Origin of the sequence: Frankia canadensis (assembly GCF_900197875.1) — a bacterium.
Lineage (GTDB): Bacteria > Actinomycetota > Actinomycetes > Frankiales > Frankiaceae > Frankia > Frankia canadensis.
Map to the genome: position 1 here is coordinate 1 of NZ_FZMO01000073.1, position 15,834 is coordinate 15,834.

The window sequence follows — 15,834 nt, forward strand, 5'->3', positions numbered from 1 at the left end:
GGCGGAGGGTGGGAGGCGGGCGGCGGGTGCCTCGTCCGCGCAGGGCGCCGAGCCGGCGAGCCAGCCATCCAGCTGCCAGCGGACACGGTCGGTGATGGCGGCGGCGGACAGGGGACCGTCGTGACGCCAGGTCCGCACGTGGTGCTCGCCGCGCTCGGTCTCCGCTTCGATCCGGATCCCGGTGCAGGCCAGCCCCTGCTCACGGAGCCGCTCGTGCGCCTGCTCGGCGAGGCGGCGGGCGGCGAGGGCCGCCCGCTCGATCCGGTCGGCCGGCGGCTCGAACGCCGTGGTGACTCCGAGGTCGAGGGGCTGCTCCCGCGGGGCCACGGCCCGCGGGTCCACTCCTTGGGCCAGCCGGTGCGCCCAGCCGCCGCCCGGTCCGAACCGGGCGGCCACGTCGGCGGCCGGCAGCACCGCGAAACTCCCGAGCGTGACCAGCCCCAGCCGGCGCAGGAGCTCGACGAGCGCGTCGTCGCCGAGCAGGTCGACGGGAAGCGGGGCGAGGAAGGCCGCGCTGCCCCCTGGCGGGACGACCGCGCCGGCCCGGGCGGCGACCCCGGCGGCGAACGGCCCCTCGGCCACCCCGATCCCGCAGGACGGCGGCGCACCGGCCATCTCGGCCGGCCCGCTCCCGGCAGACCCGGCCAGCCTGGCCGCGGCCGGCCAGGCGGCGGCCAGCGCCCGGCGCACCTCGCCGACGGCGGCCTCGTCCCCGCCGAAATACCGGGCGGCGCCGCGGACCGGCACGACGCACTCCCCGGGGCTCCGTACCTCCACCCCGGGAATCACCGACTCGACCGCGACGACCAGCGGCTCGAAGACCCGGGCGGCCCGCCCCGGATCGGCCGACACCAGGACGATCTCGGGGCAGCGGGACTGTGCCTCCCGCCGGCGCAGGCCCGGGCGCACTCCCAGGTGCCGGGCCGCGGGGGTCACGGCGATCACCCGCCCCGCGGCCAGCACCGCGGCGGGCTGGTCGGCAGCGGCACCGGCGGCGATGACCGGCCAGTCCGGGTAGTGCACGGCGAGCATGCGGACCGGCATCTCAGGCCACCCCGACGGGCAGGACCCGCACCGACGCCGCGTCGGGCGCCGACGCGGGCGAGGCCCCGGTGCCGGACAGCCACACCCGGCGGGATCGCCGCGCCGCGCCGCGCCCCGACACCTCCACCAGCAGGTTGCCTGTCCGCACCCGGCCATGACCGGGACCGACGCCGTCCCACCGCCGCTCGACGGCGACCACCCGCAGGTCGGCTCCCTCCCAGCCGCCCACGGCGACCAGGACGGCTCCCCGCTCCCGCGCGCGTGCCATCAGCCGCCGCCCGTCCGCCGGCCGGGACCGGTCCGGCGGCCGGACGACCACGACGTCCATGGCGTCGAGCAGCGCGGCCGCGACCGCCGGCCACCGCGCGCCCGCGGCGGGCACCAGCACGAGGCGCTCCAGCTCGACGCCCGCCTCGGCGGCGGCGAGCAGACCGAGCTGGGCGAAACCCACGACCGCGCACCACGCGCCCGCCTGGGACGGCCCGCACAGCACCGTCAGCAGCAGCGAGGCGGATCCGGTGACCGCGACCGTCGTCCCTCGCCGCAGCCCTGCCTCGGGCAGGACCGCGGCGAGAGCGGAGACGACCGGCAGCAGCCGCCCGCCACTGTCCCCCACCCGCCGCGCCGGGCTACGGGCGATCTCCTGCAGGGCGGCCAGCGCCGCCGGGCCTGCCACGCCGGTTAACCCCGCCCCGGCGGGGCGGCGACCGGCCCGCCCTCGGCCGGGCCGCTGCCGGCGAGCACCGGCTGGGACGGCAGCCCCAGCGCGTCCTCGACGGCGCCGATGAACAGCTCCACCTGGCGGATCAGATCGTCGGCGTCCCGCCGGCCCACCACGTTCAGCCCGGCTTCCGCGGCCGCCCGCCGGCCGGCGCCCGCCGCGAAGAAGTCCGCCCACTCGGTGAGCTCGGGGGCGACCCGCACGAGCAGGCACCACGCGCTGACCGGCCGGCCCCGGCGGCCGGGGCGCGGGCGCGCCCGGTCGGCCAGCACCGCCGCGGCGGCCCGCAGGGCCGCGAGATGGGCGAGGGCGTACCGCTCCCCGACCCGGGTGGTGTACTCGGCCTCCCCCAGGCCACGGCGGGCGGCGGCGAGCAGCTCGTCCCGGGAGCGGTGGGGCAGCCCCGCGGCCGGCAGCAGGGCCCGCCCGGCCGGTCCGGCACAGACGCCGGGCCCGGCGGACGTACCCTGCGTCCGAGCGGCGTCCCCCGCGGGGCCCAGGCCACGGACAGGTCGGCCCATGACGGTCATGACAGCCCTCCCGACGTCGAACACAGGTTCGAATACCGGGAAAGGTAGCCCGCGTTCGGCCGGCTCGTCAAACACCCAGGTGGCGAACATATGAGCGAGCGGGCGCGGCGGGTGTGCGCTCCAGCAGGCGCAGGAACCAGCCCAGCACCAGCAGCGCCACCACGTCGGGCACCCAGCCCAGCCGCGGATCCGGGGCATCCCCCCGACGGGTATCCCCCGGGCCCGCGACCGCCACCCGGCCCACCCGGCCCACCCGGGTGACCTGGGGGTCGAGCAGGTCGGGATCGGCGATCACCAGCGCCGTCCCGTCCAGCGCGAACCGAATGATGTTGACCTCGCGGTGCCCCACCAGGCCGCTGGCGAACTCGGCGCGGGTCGGCTCGAGCCACCGCAGCGACGCACCGTCCGCCAGGCGCACCCGGCCACCGACCCGCTCGGGCGTGAACGCCGCGACCGGCACCAGCCCCATCGGCTCGACCAGGCGCACACCCCGGCCGTCGACGTCCGCCTCCAGCACGAACGGGCGGCGGGCGGCCATCAACTCGACCCGCCCCCGCGAACCCCAGTCGGCGAGCACCGCGTCCTCGTCGGCCTCGACCCACACCTGCCGGACCGCGGCCCGCCGGCTCGACGCGTCCCGGAACACCACGTCGTGCGGCAGCCCGCCGGCCCGCCGGGGCAGCGCGTCCGCCGCGTCCCCGGCCGCCGGCCGCCCCGCCGGGAACACCTCCACCGAGGACGCCTCCCCCGGCGAACCCTGGGCCGCCAGCGGCCCCGTCGCCAGCGGCCCCGTCGCCAGCGGCCCCGTCGGCAGTGGCTCCGCCTGTGTCACCAGGACCGGGCGGATGCCGCGCGAGGTCGGCGCCCGTCCCCGCGTCCCGGGCCGTCGCGCGAGGATCCTCGTCATCTCGATCGCCATCAGGTCAACACCTCCACACCAACACCGGCCGTCTGCCGGTTTCCCGTAGTCCTCGGGTTCTCGTTGGTGCGAGTGCACCCCACCCACGTCAACCGGCCATACCCGCACGGTCACCACGTCCATTGAGCGACCGTTGAGGAGAGTGGGGAGAGCCCGCGAGGCCGGAGGTCACGGAGAGCATCCGTTGCTGCCGCCCGCGCCACGACACTGACGCCGAACCGACAGTGAACGGACCGGATCGGTGGTTGCCGCGCCCTCCCCTCCCGGCGCACGCTGCGATAAACACTCATCACCCGGGGTCGTGGGAACGGCCGGGGACGCGCGCCGAGAGGACCAGATGCCCGACCGCGACAGCCTGCAGTTCGCCATCCTCGGTCCGCTGGAGGTCACCGCGGCCGGGACGCCGCTCACGCTGGGCGGCACCCAGCGCAAGGTGCTGATGACCGTGCTGCTGCTCGAGGTCGGCCAGGTCGTGCCGATCCACCGGCTGCTGGAGACGATCTGGGGCGAGGACCCGCCCGACCGGGCCATGGCCACCCTGCGCACGCACGTCAGCGAGCTGCGCCGCAAGCTGGAGGCGGGCCCGACGCCCCAGGTGCTCGTCCGCAAGGGCACGGGCTACCTGCTCGCCGTCCGCCCGGAGCAGATCGACGCCTGGCAGGCCCGCCGCCTGCTGGAGCAGGGCCGGCGCGCGGTGGACGACGGCGACCCGGTCAGCGCGATCGCCCCGCTGCAGGAGGCCCAGTCGCTGTGGCGCGGCCCGCCGCTGGCGGACGTGACGGACCATCCGTTCGCGCGCAGCTACATCGAGGCCCTCGAGGAGGTGCAGCTCGACGTGGTCAAGACGCGCATCGCCGCCGACCTGTCGCTGGGCCGGCACCGGGAGGTCCTCGGCGACCTGCGCATGCTGGTCGCCCGCCACCCGCACGACGACGGGCTGTGCCGCGAGCTCGTCCTCGCCCTGTACCGCGACGGCCGGGTCGAGGACGCCGCCCGGGCCTGTCGGGACGGGCTGGCGGCGCGCCACGACCTCGGGCTGGACTCCCCCCGGCTGCGCCGGTTGCAGGAGGACGTGCTGCGGGGGGCGTCGGGCCTCGCCTGGGCCCCGCCGCGATCCCTGGGCCGCCCGTCGCCGGCCGCGCCCGTCACCGGCGGCGGGCAGCCGCTGCCACCGGACGTCGCCGAGTACACCGGGCGGGACACCATCCAGTCCCGGGCGTGCGCGCTGCTGACCGACCGGGCCGCGCTCGGCGCCGGTTGCGTCACGGTGGCCTTCGCCGGCAAGGCGGGGGCCGGCAAGACGGCCCTGGCGGTGCACATCGCCCACCGCGTGCGCGCCGGGTTCACCGACGCGCTCTACGTCGACCTGCGCGGCACCAGCGAGCCGCTGGACCCGACGCGGGTGCTCGCCCGGTTCGTCCAGGCGCTCGGGGTGAGCCGGGCGGCGGTGCCGGCCGACCCGGACGACCTCGCCGAGATGTACCAGGAGCTGCTGGCCACCCGGCGGGTCCTGATCATCCTGGACAACGCGGCGGGCGAGGCGCAGATCCGCCCGCTGATGCCGGCCGGCCGGGGCTGCGCCGTGCTCATCACCAGCAGGTCCCGCCTGCCCGGGCTGACCGTGCCCTACTGGACCGTCGACGTCCTCATTCCCAGCGACGCGGTGGAGCTGCTGACCAAGGTGGTCGGCGCGGCGCGGGTGGAGGCGGAGCCGGAGGCGGCGCGCGACATCGTCGGGCTGTGCGGCTACCTGCCGCTGGCGATCCAGATCGCCGGGCGCAAGCTGGCCGCGCACCCGCACTGGCGGCTGACCCGCCTCGCGCACCGGCTCGCCAACGAGCGCGACCGGCTGTCCTGGCTGGAGGTCGGCGACCTGGAGATCCGGGCCAGCTTCCAGCTGAGCTACGCGGGTCGGCCCCCCGACGAGCAGCGCGCCTTCCGTCTGCTGTCGCTGCCCGCGGTCAACGACATCACCCCGTGGGCCGCCGCCGCGGTCCTCGACCTCGATCTGGACGAGGCCGAGGATGTCGTGGACCGGCTCGCCGACGCGCAGCTGCTGGAGCGGCGGGGGACCGACCCGACCGGGGCCGAGCGCTACCGCTTCCACGATCTGCTGCGGGTCTTCGCCCGGGAGCAGGAGACCGGCGTCGGCACGGGCGTCGGGGCGGGCACCGTGACGGTCTGGCCCGAAGGTGACGTCGCCCCGGACCGCACCGACGGCGCGGACAGGCCCGATGCCGCGGTCCCGCACGATCCTCCGGCGTTGTCCGGTGAACACCGGGCGGCGCTGGGGCGACTGCTGTACGCCTATCTGGTGATGTTGCGCGCCGCGGTCGACGTCTTCAGCCCCGGGCGGGTGCGCGTGCTCGATCCCGGCCGGGGATGGACGGGCCCCGGCGGCGACGAGGAGGCGCGCCTGGCCACGTGGGCCGTCGTCGACGCCGACGACGCTGATCTGGCCCAGTTCGTCCGCCGGCCGCTGGTGTGGTTCGCCACGGAGCGGTCGAACCTGCTCGCCCTGGTGGGGCAGGCGCACGCGGCCGGTCTCGACCAGCCGACCTGGCTGCTGGCCGCCGAGGCGGCGGACTTCTACGCCTTCGGCGCGCACTGGGGCGACTGGGCGACGACCCACGAGCTGGGCCTGGCCGCGGCCCGGCGCGGCGGGCACCGGCTGGCCGAGGCGGAGCTGCTCACCAACCTCGGGGAACGGGAGCTCACCCTGGCCTTCGAGGAGGCCTGCTGGCGGCTGGACGCGCCCGGATCGGACCCCGACGGCAAGCCCGCGGCGGCCGTGAGCCCCGACGCGGCCGACCGGCTGGCAGCGGCGGTGGAGCGCTTCGCCCGGGCCCGCGAGCTGCTCGCCGGCAGCGAGGAGGAGCTCAGCGACGCCCGGGCGGCGCGCGGGCTCGCCGGCACCCACCGCGGACGCGGCGAGCTCGCCGAGGCGCTGGCCGCCTTCGAGGCCTGCCTCGCCGCGCTGCGCCGAGGCGGGGCACGGCGCGGCGAGGCGGAGACGCTGGTGAGCATCGCGATGGCGCACGGCGACCGCGGCGAGCTCGCCGACGGCATCACCTGCCTCACGCTGAGCCTGTCCATCGCCCGGGAGCTCGGCAACCAGCCGCTGGAGGCGCACGCCCAGCGGCGTCTGGGCGACCTCTACCGCCACCAGCACCGCCCGGAACGGGCGCTGGCCGCATACAACGCGAGTCTGCCGCTGCTGGCCGATCCGCCGGACCCGCTGTGGGAACCGCGGGTACTCGTCCGCCGAGGCGACATCCTCGCCGAGCTGGACGACCATCCGGCCGCGCGGCGGTCCTGGCAGCGCGCGGCCACCCTGCTGCGCCAGCGCAGGTCTCCGGAGCTCGCGGCCGTCGAGCGCCGGCTGAGCGCGCCGGTGACCGCCGGGGCCACCCAGTTCACCGGTGGGCGGCTGCTCGGCGCGTTCGACCCGGCGTACTTCATCACCCGGGTCGCCGCCTCCCGGCGCAGCGTGCGACTGCTGAACACCTGGACGGACCTCGTCGCCGCGGAGCACCGCGACGCCTTCGCCGACGCGGTGCTCACCGCGATCGACGCCGGGGCGATCGTCCAGATCCTGCTGCTCGACCCGGACTCGGCCGCCGCGGCCGCGCGCTCCGCGGACCTCGCCCACCGGGTCGACGTCGCCGCCCGGATCCGCGCGAACCTGCTGGTCCTCGGGGGCCTTCGGGAGCGCCTGGAGCCAGTGCTGCGGCCTCGGCTGGCCGTGCGGCTCTACGGCGAGCAGCCCCTGACCACGTACCACCGGTGGGACTCCGGGGCGCTGGTGTCGAGCTTCCCGGTCGGCTTCTCGTCGGCGGCCACCACCCAGCACGAGGCGACCGTCTCCTCGACGCTCGTCCAGTTCGTCGAGCAGCACTTCGAACGGCTCTGGAGCCCGCAGGGCAGCATCGCCCTGGACGACTACCTGCGGGTGGAGCTGCGGATCTCCCCGGCCGACGCCGGCGGGCTGGTGCTCGGCTGCGAGTACGTCCGCCGGGACGGGGTCGTGTACGTCGCCTGCCCACCGCTGACGGAGCTGCTGGCCCGCGGCGGTCCCGACGGGCTGGTCGCCACGGTGGCCGACCCGGGACGCCATCCGCTGGGCGACCTCGGCCGCCGTCGGGTGGTGCCGCTGCGGGCCGGCCCCGACGACGCGAGCGACGGCGGCGGTGCCGGTCCCGGGGGTGACCGCGGTGACGGTGGCGCGGCGGTGGCTGCCACGTTCACCGAGAAGTACGGCGCGCCCCGCCAGGGGCTGCTGCGGTTGGCGTCCGCTCGGAGGTGGGGTTGATGCAGACGGCGAGTCCGACGAGTGCGACGGGTGCGCTCGCCCCGCTGGTGACCGTCGACTTCTGGCGGGTCCCCCGCCGCAGGGTCGGTCATGCGCTGGCCCGGGTGGCCACCGACCGCTCGGCGCTGCGACACGTCTCCGGGCTGACGTTCGCCAAGCTGCTCGGCACCGGCGCGGCCGAGAGCCTCGGCCTGCGCGGAGCCGACCCGTGCCAGTGGGCGATGCTCGCGGTGTGGCAGAGCCCCTCGGCGGCACGCTCGTTCGAGCGTTCCCCCCAGGTGCGGGCCTGGTCGGCGATGGCCGAGGAGCGGTGGCGCATCGACCTGCACCCGCTGTCGTCGCGGGGCCGCTGGTCGGGGCGCGCGCCCTTCGGTGATCCGGCGACGGCCGGGCCGCCGAGCGCTGCCGTCACGAAGGTCGCGGTGATCACCCGGGCGCGGGTCGCCGCCCGGCACACGTTCACCTTCCGACGGGCGGTGCCGCCGGTGGTCGCGGATCTCGCGCAGGCCGACGGCCTGATGTTCGCGGCGGGCATCGGTGAGGCACCGATCGGCCTGAAGGGAACGTTCAGCCTGTGGCGCGACACCGCGTCGCTGCGCCGGTTCGCCTACGGCCGGCCGGCGCACAGCGAGGTCGTCCGGCGCACACCGGAGGTCGGCTGGTACAGCGAGGACCTGTTCGCCCGGTTCGCCGTGCTCGGCTCGCGGGGCACCCTCGGCGGGCGTGACCCGCTGCTGCACCTCGCCGCGGACCCCACGCTGGCGACCCACCCGCGTTGACGGGCCGTTGCGGACCCCACGCTGGCGACCCACCCGCGTTGACGGGCCGTTGAAGATCGGCCGCCCGGCCGCATCGGGGGCCACACCCCGCCGGCACGCGGTTTGACCGCGCGTTGACACCCACCCGGCACCGTGGGGCAGGTCCGACCGCGCACCCCCGACGACCCGGATGAAGCGAGCCGCATGCCGAGCCTGCGTGATCAGGAGCCCGCCCGGGCCTTCCAGGGCAGACCCGCCCCGCCCGCGCCCCCGGTGACGCCGGCCGCGTCGCGGTGGACGGCGTCACGGCGCCGGGTGCTGATCGCCACCCCGGTGAGCGCGCGGCTGGCCGCGCTGGCCGGGCCGAGCGACGCCGCGCTGCTGCACCCGCAACTCGCCGCCCGACCGGCGGAGCTGGCCGAGACGCTCGCGCGGCTGCGCCCGCACACGCTCGTGGTCGGGGCCAACGCCGTCGACGCCGAGACCCTCGGCAGCTGGGCGGCGGCCGCCCGCGCCGAGGGAGGCGGGGACGGCCGCGGGCTGCTGCTGGTCCGCCGCGGCACCTCGCTCGCCGCCGTCGACTGTGCCGCCGCCACCCGGCTGGGCATCACGGTGCGCAACACCCCGGAGGTCAACGCGCGGCACGTCGCCCAGTTCATGATCGACCGGCTGTTCGCCGCGGACAGCGCACCGGCGCGGGTGCTGGGGCTGCTGGGCACCGGCGCCATCAACGGGCGGGTGGCCCGCGCCGGCACCGCCCGCGGCCTGCGGCTGGTGGTGTGCTCCCCGTCGCTCGCCGCCGACCCCGCGGCGCTCGCCGCCTGGGTTCGCCGCCACCGGCTGCCCGCCGGGAGCGTCCGCGTCGCCGCGGACGCGCGGGAGGTCCTCGACGCCGCCGACGCCGTCGCCGTCGCCGTGCCACTCGTCCACGGCGGGCCGTGGGCGACCGCGGGCCTGATCGACGCGGCGCTGCTCAAGATGTTCAGCGGCGCCCGGCTCGTCAGCGTAGCCGAACCCGAGGTGTTCACCGAGGGAGCGCTGCTCGACGCCTACGACCGCCGTGAGCTCACCGTCGTGCTGGACAACGCCCCCCGGCTGCTCGCCCCGGTGCGCGAGCTGCTGGCGGCGCGCGTCGAGGGCGAGGGCGGCCAGCCCCGCGCGGGCTTCACCCTGTGCTCCGCGGCGATGCGCACCCCCGCCTGCGACGACGATCTCGACCAGGCGGTGCTCGCCGCCGTCGGCCGGGCGGACCTGGACGACCTGACCGGCGCCGACCTGCTCGAGCCCACCGACCGCCGGATCGACGAGGACCCGGCCCCTGAGGATCCCGCCTCCGGCGGCCACGACGTGGTGGTCGTCGGCGGCGGGATCGTCGGTCTCATGACCGCCCTGCTGCTGCACGCGCGCGGCCACCGCGGCATCGTCGTCCTCGACGCCGCGCCGGCGCCGCGCACCGACCCGGCCCGGCAGGGCACGACGTTCGCCGGCTCCAACGGGCGGCACCTGTCGGCGACCGAGACCCTCCCGCAGGCCGATCAGACCCGGGTGGACGTGCTGGCCCGCGGGCCGGCGGAGCGCGGCTGGCAGGTGCGCGATCCCGCCTCGCTGACCCCGGCGGAGACCGCCTGGGCCGAGGCCTTCACCCGCCGCGCCGACCAGCCGGGCCTGCACGCCACCGCCCAGGACCTGGTGATCGCGCTGAACCGGCTCGGGCTGCGCGGCTGGGAGCGGCTGTTCGCCCGCGACGGCGCCGGCTGGCTGGCCGGGCTGCGCCGCGACGCCCGCCTCACCCGGATCTACCTCGACCCCACCGACCTCGCCGCGGGCGAGCGGCTCCAGCGCGCCGCCGACACCGGCGCCGTACGGCTGCCGCCGGCGGCGCTGGCCGGTGACTGGCCGGGGCTCGGCCGCGAGGTGCCGTTGCCGGGCGGCCCGCGCCGGATCGCGGGCGCCGTCGAGGTGGACGGCTACGCCGTCAACATCCACGATCTGGCCACGGCGCTGGCCGGCCGGCTCGCCGAGCTCGGTGTCGAGGTCCGGGCCGGTACCCGGGTGACCCGGCTCGATCCGGTCGCGGGCGCCGGCAGCGGCGGCAGCGGCAGCGTTCGGCTGCATCTCGAGGACGGGCGGGTCCTCGACGCTCGGCAGGCCGTCGTCACCGTGGGTGGGCCCGCCCTGGCGCGGCTGTTCGGCGACGGCGGCTGGCCCGGCGCCGGCGCGGTGAGCCAGCTGCTGGGCCTGTCGCTCACCCTGCCCAACCCGGGACTGCGCCGGCCGGTGAAGATCCACGCCGGCGATCCGCTCGGGGTGATGAACGTGACGCTCTCCCCGGACGGCACACTGATCCACGTCAGCGCCGGTTTCGGCTACCTCGGGCTCACGCCCAGGACGGCGGCCGCGGCGGGGGTGGCCGAGCTGCGGGCGATCTTCGAGCGCGCCGTCGCCGGCCTGTTCCCCGGGCTGGTCGGGGCCGACGGGCGCCTCGACGTCCGCGACGCGCGGGTCTGCGAGCGGCCCGCCACCCCGGACGGGCTACCCCTGGTCACCGCCGTGCCTGGCCACGCCGGCCGGGTGGTGGTCGTCGCGGGGACGAACGCGGGCGGCGCGGTGCAGGCACCAGCGGTGGCGCTGCTGGCCGCCGACCTGCTCGCGGGCTCCCCGCGCTGCGCGGGCCTCGCCATGGCCGGTGACCGGATCGGCCTGCCACCCGACCCGGAGGAATCGCCCTGCGCGCCATAGTGGCGACGTTACGTGGCAGGCATTCCCGTCGCCCGGCGCACTCGGCGACCGGCGCGTTATCGTCGAGCGATGTGAGGGTGCGCCCCGGTCTGCTGACCCGCCGGACCCGTCCGCGAGGTCCGGCCAACCCGCCGGGGCAGGGACAGGAGGCGACGCCGGTGACCGACGAGGACGTGCGGGTGGTCCGCTGGTCGCCGAGCCGTATGCAGGCCCGTCTCGACGACGTCATCGGCGTCTACAAGGCGGCCTTCCTCGACCATCACGAGGCCGATCCGGTCCGGGCCGCCCGTGACCGGGCCCTGCACGCGCGCCGCCACTTCGAGCGGCCCGAGCTGCGTGCCGTCGCCGCCGTCACCGCCGACGACACCCTCGTGGGCATCACCTACGCGCTGCCCGGCCAGGCCGGCCAATGGTGGCACGACGTGGTGGTCGAGGCGCTCGGCGCCGTCTCGGTGCCGGCGGCCGCACACTGGCTCGACGACTGCCTGGAGATCGTCGAGCTGCACGTGCTGCCCACCTACCAGGGTCGTTCCATCGGCCGGCAGCTGCTGCGGGAGCTGCTGCGCGGGGTGCCGCACCGGACCGCCGCGCTGTCCGCGCTGGAGCCCGCCGGCAGCCGGGCGCGGCGGTTGTACGCGAGTGAGGGATTCGTCCCGCTGCTGTCGGACTTCCAGTTCCCCGGCACCCTGACGCCCTACGCGGTGCTCGGCAAGGAACTGCCGGCCCTGGCTGAGGCCCCGGCCGTCACGCCCACGACCGGCTCCGGCGACGGCCGCGCGGCAGGCGCCGGCCGTCCCGAACCCGTGCGGTGATGTCCGACCGCCCGGCGTCCACGGCGCAGCGGGCGGCACGGCCAGGCACCCGGCACATGCCGGGCGAACCCCCCATCCGGCGCCCACCGAGCTGGGCGTGGTTGGCGGTGGCGGCGACCCTCGCGGTCCAGATCCCCTATCCGCTGGTCGACGGGACGAGCCGCGCCGCGCTGACGATCATCTCGGTGCTGACCGTCCTCACCGCCTCGGTCCTGCACGCGGCGGCGACCCGCGGCCCGCGCTGGACGGCGGCCTACCTCGTCTCCACCGTCGGTACGGGGCTCGCCGTGGAGACGCTGGGAGTGCACACGGGGGTGCCGTTCGGTCGGTACGCCTACGGGGGCTCGCTGGGTCCGCGGGTGTTCGGGGTCGCCGCCGTGGTCCCGCTGGCCTGGGCGATGATGGCCTACCCCGCCTACGTGCTGGCCCGCCGGCACGAGCACGCGCCGTACCGCGCCGCGCTGCTCGGCGGGCTGGTGCTGGCCACCTGGGACCTGTTCCTCGATCCGCAGATGGTCGCCGCGGGGCACTGGACCTGGTCGGCGTCCGGGCCCGCGCTCAACGGCATCCCGCTGACGAACTTCCTCGGCTGGCTGCTGGTCGGCACGGTGCTGACCGGCGTCCTGCTGGCGCTGCCCGACCGCCATCGCCATGAGCGGCGGGACGAGGCCATCCCGCTGGCCCTGCTGGGGTGGACCTACCTGTCCTCGGTGCTGGCGAACGCGGCCTTCTTCGGCCGTCCGGGTGTCGCCGTGACCGGCGGGCTGGCGATGGGGGCGGTGCTCGCGACCGGCCTGCGGACCTGGCGAGGCGACCGCCGGGACGTTCCCCAGGGCGATCCGTGAGGCGACCCGTGAGGCGACCGCCGGCCGGGTGGCGGGCGGGGCGCCGCCGGTCGGTGGTGTCGCGGGCGGCGGTGGTGTCGCGGGCGGCGGTGGTGTCGCGGGCGGCGGCGGTGGCGTCGGTCGGGGTGGCCGCGCACACGGTGGTCAACGCGCGGCTGCTGCGGGTCGCGCCGCCGGCCCGCGACCTCCCCGAGCGGGTGTCGGTGATCCTCCCGGTGCGGGACGAGGCCACCCGGCTCGACGGCTGCCTCGCCGCCCTGCTCGCCGCCGAGCACGTCGCCGACCTGGAGGTCGTCGTCTACGACGACGGGTCCACCGACGCCACCGGGGCGATCCTCGCCGGCTGGGCGAACCGCGACCGCAGGGTCGTCGCGCTGCGCGGCGGTGACCTGCCACCCGGCTGGCTCGGCAAACCGCATGCCTGCGCGCGGGCGGCGGCCACCGCGACCGGCTCGGTGCTGGTCTTCGTCGACGCGGACGTGATCGTCGCGCCGGCGGGGATCGCCCGCGCCGTGGCGTTGCTGCGCGACAGCGGCCTCGACCTGATCTCGCCGTATCCGCGGCAGGAGGCGGTGAGCCTCGCCGAGCGGCTGGTCCAGCCGCTGCTGGCCTGGTCGTGGCTGGCGCTGCTGCCGCTGCGGGCGGCGGAGCGGTCCGCGCGGGAGTCGCTGACGGCCGCCGGCGGGCAGTTCCTGTGCGTGGACGCGGCGGCGTACCGGCGGGCCGGCGGGCACGCGGGAGCGGGGGTCCGCGACCAGATCCTCGAGGACATCGCCCTGCTGCGGGCGATCAAGCGCGACGGCGGGCGCGGCGTGGTCGTCGACGGCACCGACCTGGCCTCGAACCGGATGTACACCGACTGGACGTCACTGCGCGACGGCTACGCCAAGTCACTGGCCGCCGCGGCCGGGGGCAGCGCGGCGGGCAGTGCCGCGCAGGTCGGCCTGCTGTGGTGGCTGTTCGTGCTGCCGGCGGTCGCGGCCCTGCGCGGCCGGCGGGCCGGGATGGTGGGCTACCTGGCCGGGGTGGCCGGACGGCTGGTCACGGCCCGGCGCACCGGCGGGCGGCGCTGGCCGGACGCGGCGGCCCACCCCGTCTCGATCGTCCTGGTCGGCTACCTGACCGCGCTGTCCTGGTGGCGCCGCCGCCGTGGCAGCGCCCGCTGGAAGGGCCGCCCCGTCGGGCCGGACCGGATCCGCTGACGGCCGGGGCGGGGCCGCTGGTTGGGCCGTAGAGTCGTCGCTGTGGCCCGGGTGGTGGTGATCGGCGCCGGGATGGGTGGCCTGGCCGCCGCCGCCCGCCTCGCCGCGACCGGTCATGAGGTCACCGTCTGCGAGCAGTCGTCGGAGATCGGCGGGAAGCTCGGCTGGTACGAGCGGGACGGATTCGGCTTCGACACCGGCCCGTCCCTGCTGACGATGCCCGGTGTGTTCGAGGATCTGTTCGCCGCGACCGGCGGCCCGCTGCGCGACGCCGTGGCGCTACGCCGCCTCGATCCGATCGCCACCTACCGGTTCGCCGACGGCACCACACTCGCCGCGCACGCGGACGACGACGCCTTCACCGCCGAACTCGACGCGTGCCTCGGCGGCGGCGCGGGTGCCGACTGGCGGCGCCTGGCCGCCCGTGCCGCACGGGTGTTCGACGCCGCCGAGGGGCCGTTCCTGTCCAGCCCGGTCCGTCCCGCGGGCCTCGCCCGACTCGCCTGGGCCTCCCCCGGCGACATCGGCGCGGTCGCGCCCGGGCGCAGCCTGCGCCACCTGGGCACCGGCCTGCTGCGTGACCCGCGGCTGCGCCAGCTCCTCGACCGCTACGCCACCTACTCGGGCTCCGACCCGCGCCGCGCCCCGGCCGCCCTGGTCTCGGTCGTCCACGCCGAACGTCACTTCGGCGCCTGGTACGTGCCGGGCGGGCTGCGCCGGCTCGGGCAGGCCGTCGCCGAGCGCGCCGCCGGGCATGGGGCGCGGTTCCTGCTGGACACCCGGGTGCTCACGGTGACGCGGACCCCCGGCGGGCGGGTGGACGGGGTGCGGCTGGCCGACGGTGTGCTGCTACCCGCCGACGTCGTCGTCGCGGACGTGGACGCGGCCAGCCTGTACGGCCGTCTCGTCGACGACCCGGCCGGCCGGCGCGCGGTGCGCCGGGCGACCCGGTCGATGTCCGGGTTCGTGCTGCTGCTGGCCCTGTCCGGCCGCACCCCGGGGCTCGGTCACCACACGGTGACCTTCCCGGCGGACTACGACGCCGAGTTCGACACCGTGTTCGGCGGCCGGCTCGCGCCCGACCCGGCGATCTACGTGAGCGCTCCCGACGACCCTGCCTGTGCCCCGCCCGGGGACGAGGCCTGGTTCGTCCTCGTCAACGCCGCCCCCCATGTCCCCAGCGGCCCCGACCCGTCCGACCAGGCCGATCCATCCGCCCTCGCCGATCCGGACGATCTCGCCGGCTGGTCCAACCTTGCCAACCTTGCCAGCCAGGCCGCTCGGCGGCGTGGCGGCGGCCCGGCCGCGTGGGTCGACCGGTTCGGCGAATTCGGGCGTTACCGCGGTAACAAGCGGTCCCGCGGGACCCAGCGGTCCCGCGGGGACGGGCGCGCGGTGGTGGCGCGCGGACTGGACTGGGACCGCCCGGGCCTCGCCGACGGGTACGCGCGCCACCTGCTCGACCTGCTCGCCGCCCGGGGGTTCGACGTCCGCCCGCGGCTGCGCTGGTACGAGACGATCACCCCCGCCGATCTGGAGCGACGAACCGGCTCGGTCGGCGGCGCGATCTACGGCAGCTCCTCGAACGGCGCCCGGGCGGCCTTCCTGCGCCCGCCGAACACCACCCGCGTCCCCGGCCTGTTCCACATCGGTGGCTCGGCGCATCCCGGCGGCGGGCTCCCGCTGGTCGTCCTGTCCGCCGCCATCGCCGCCGACCTGATCGGCCCGGCCTGACGGCGCGCAGCATCGCCGAACCCGCGAAACCCGGGTCGCTCTTCACCACGGCGTAGCGCAGCGCGTCGTCAGGTCATTCTCGCGGTTCGGGTCGCCCGGCCGGGCCCAGCGCCGCCCACACCGTCCGCCCGAGCTGCGCGACGCCGATCACGCAGACGGCCAGCGTCACCGCCGCCGCGATGGTCGCGCCGAGCGCCGCGAGCCCCGCTGCCAGGCCC

General features: G+C 77.1%; 11 protein-coding genes. 7 read left to right on the top strand and 4 right to left on the bottom strand.

The features are described from left to right. The 4 genes from C1A33_RS08065 to C1A33_RS37365 all read right to left on the bottom strand — a co-directional run. Positions 1–1,044, bottom strand: a 1,044-nt coding sequence (locus tag C1A33_RS08065) for a DNA polymerase Y family protein (RefSeq protein WP_133150598.1), incomplete at its 3' end; no start/stop codon positions are given. Position 1,045: 1 nt separating this feature from the next. Continuing rightward, positions 1,046–1,720, bottom strand: coding sequence for a hypothetical protein (locus tag C1A33_RS08070; protein WP_101830897.1), 675 nt, complete (start codon positions 1,718–1,720; stop codon positions 1,046–1,048). A 5-nt stretch (positions 1,721–1,725) separates the two neighbouring features. Next, a complete protein-coding gene (locus C1A33_RS08075; RefSeq protein ID WP_207770213.1) occupies positions 1,726–2,295 on the bottom strand; it encodes an SAV_6107 family HEPN domain-containing protein in 570 nt (189 codons plus the stop codon). Between the two features lie 67 nt (positions 2,296–2,362). Next, on the bottom strand, positions 2,363–3,214 hold the full coding sequence (locus C1A33_RS37365; RefSeq protein ID WP_165818281.1) for a hypothetical protein: 852 nt from the start codon (positions 3,212–3,214) through the stop codon (positions 2,363–2,365). A gap of 337 nt (positions 3,215–3,551) precedes the next feature. Between C1A33_RS37365 and C1A33_RS08085 the strand changes: the two genes are divergently transcribed. The 7 genes from C1A33_RS08085 to C1A33_RS08115 all read left to right on the top strand — a co-directional run bounded on the left by C1A33_RS08085 (position 3,552) and on the right by C1A33_RS08115 (position 15,616). Beyond that, positions 3,552–7,526: an AfsR/SARP family transcriptional regulator gene (locus tag C1A33_RS08085; protein ID WP_101830898.1), complete on the top strand. Its 3,975-nt coding sequence runs from the start codon at positions 3,552–3,554 to the stop codon at positions 7,524–7,526. Next, on the top strand, positions 7,526–8,305 hold the full coding sequence (locus tag C1A33_RS08090; RefSeq protein ID WP_101830899.1) for a spheroidene monooxygenase: 780 nt from the start codon (positions 7,526–7,528) through the stop codon (positions 8,303–8,305). The genes C1A33_RS08085 and C1A33_RS08090 overlap by 1 nt, the downstream gene beginning before the upstream one ends. A 183-nt stretch (positions 8,306–8,488) precedes the next feature. After that, complete coding sequence (locus C1A33_RS08095) at positions 8,489–11,023, top strand: FAD-binding oxidoreductase (protein ID WP_101830900.1); 2,535 nt, start codon at positions 8,489–8,491, stop codon at positions 11,021–11,023. Positions 11,024–11,226: 203 nt separating this feature from the next. Continuing rightward, positions 11,227–11,835, top strand: coding sequence for a GNAT family N-acetyltransferase (locus C1A33_RS08100; RefSeq protein ID WP_207770215.1), 609 nt, complete (start codon positions 11,227–11,229; stop codon positions 11,833–11,835). A gap of 107 nt (positions 11,836–11,942) precedes the next feature. Beyond that, positions 11,943–12,680, top strand: a complete 738-nt coding sequence (gene cruF, locus C1A33_RS08105; RefSeq protein ID WP_243407312.1) for a bisanhydrobacterioruberin hydratase CruF — start codon at positions 11,943–11,945, stop codon at positions 12,678–12,680. A gap of 8 nt (positions 12,681–12,688) precedes the next feature. Beyond that, complete coding sequence (locus C1A33_RS08110) at positions 12,689–13,882, top strand: glycosyltransferase family 2 protein (protein WP_480014313.1); 1,194 nt, start codon at positions 12,689–12,691, stop codon at positions 13,880–13,882. A 42-nt stretch (positions 13,883–13,924) separates the two neighbouring features. Then, complete coding sequence (locus C1A33_RS08115) at positions 13,925–15,616, top strand: phytoene desaturase family protein (RefSeq protein WP_243407311.1); 1,692 nt, start codon at positions 13,925–13,927, stop codon at positions 15,614–15,616. Positions 15,617–15,834 lie beyond the last annotated feature (218 nt).

Bases quoted from the DNA above. Each gene is read 5' to 3' on its own strand.
- C1A33_RS08090 (WP_101830899.1), top strand. From the start codon at position 7,526: ATGCAGACGGCGAGTCCGACGAGTGCGACGGGTGCGCTCGCCCCGCTG.
- C1A33_RS08095 (WP_101830900.1), top strand. From the start codon at position 8,489: ATGCCGAGCCTGCGTGATCAGGAGCCCGCCCGGGCCTTCCAGGGCAGA.
- C1A33_RS08075 (WP_207770213.1), bottom strand. From the start codon at position 2,295: ATGACCGTCATGGGCCGACCTGTCCGTGGCCTGGGCCCCGCGGGGGAC.
- C1A33_RS08100 (WP_207770215.1), top strand. From the start codon at position 11,227: ATGCAGGCCCGTCTCGACGACGTCATCGGCGTCTACAAGGCGGCCTTC.
- C1A33_RS08085 (WP_101830898.1), top strand. From the start codon at position 3,552: ATGCCCGACCGCGACAGCCTGCAGTTCGCCATCCTCGGTCCGCTGGAG.
- C1A33_RS37365 (WP_165818281.1), bottom strand. From the start codon at position 3,214: ATGGCGATCGAGATGACGAGGATCCTCGCGCGACGGCCCGGGACGCGG.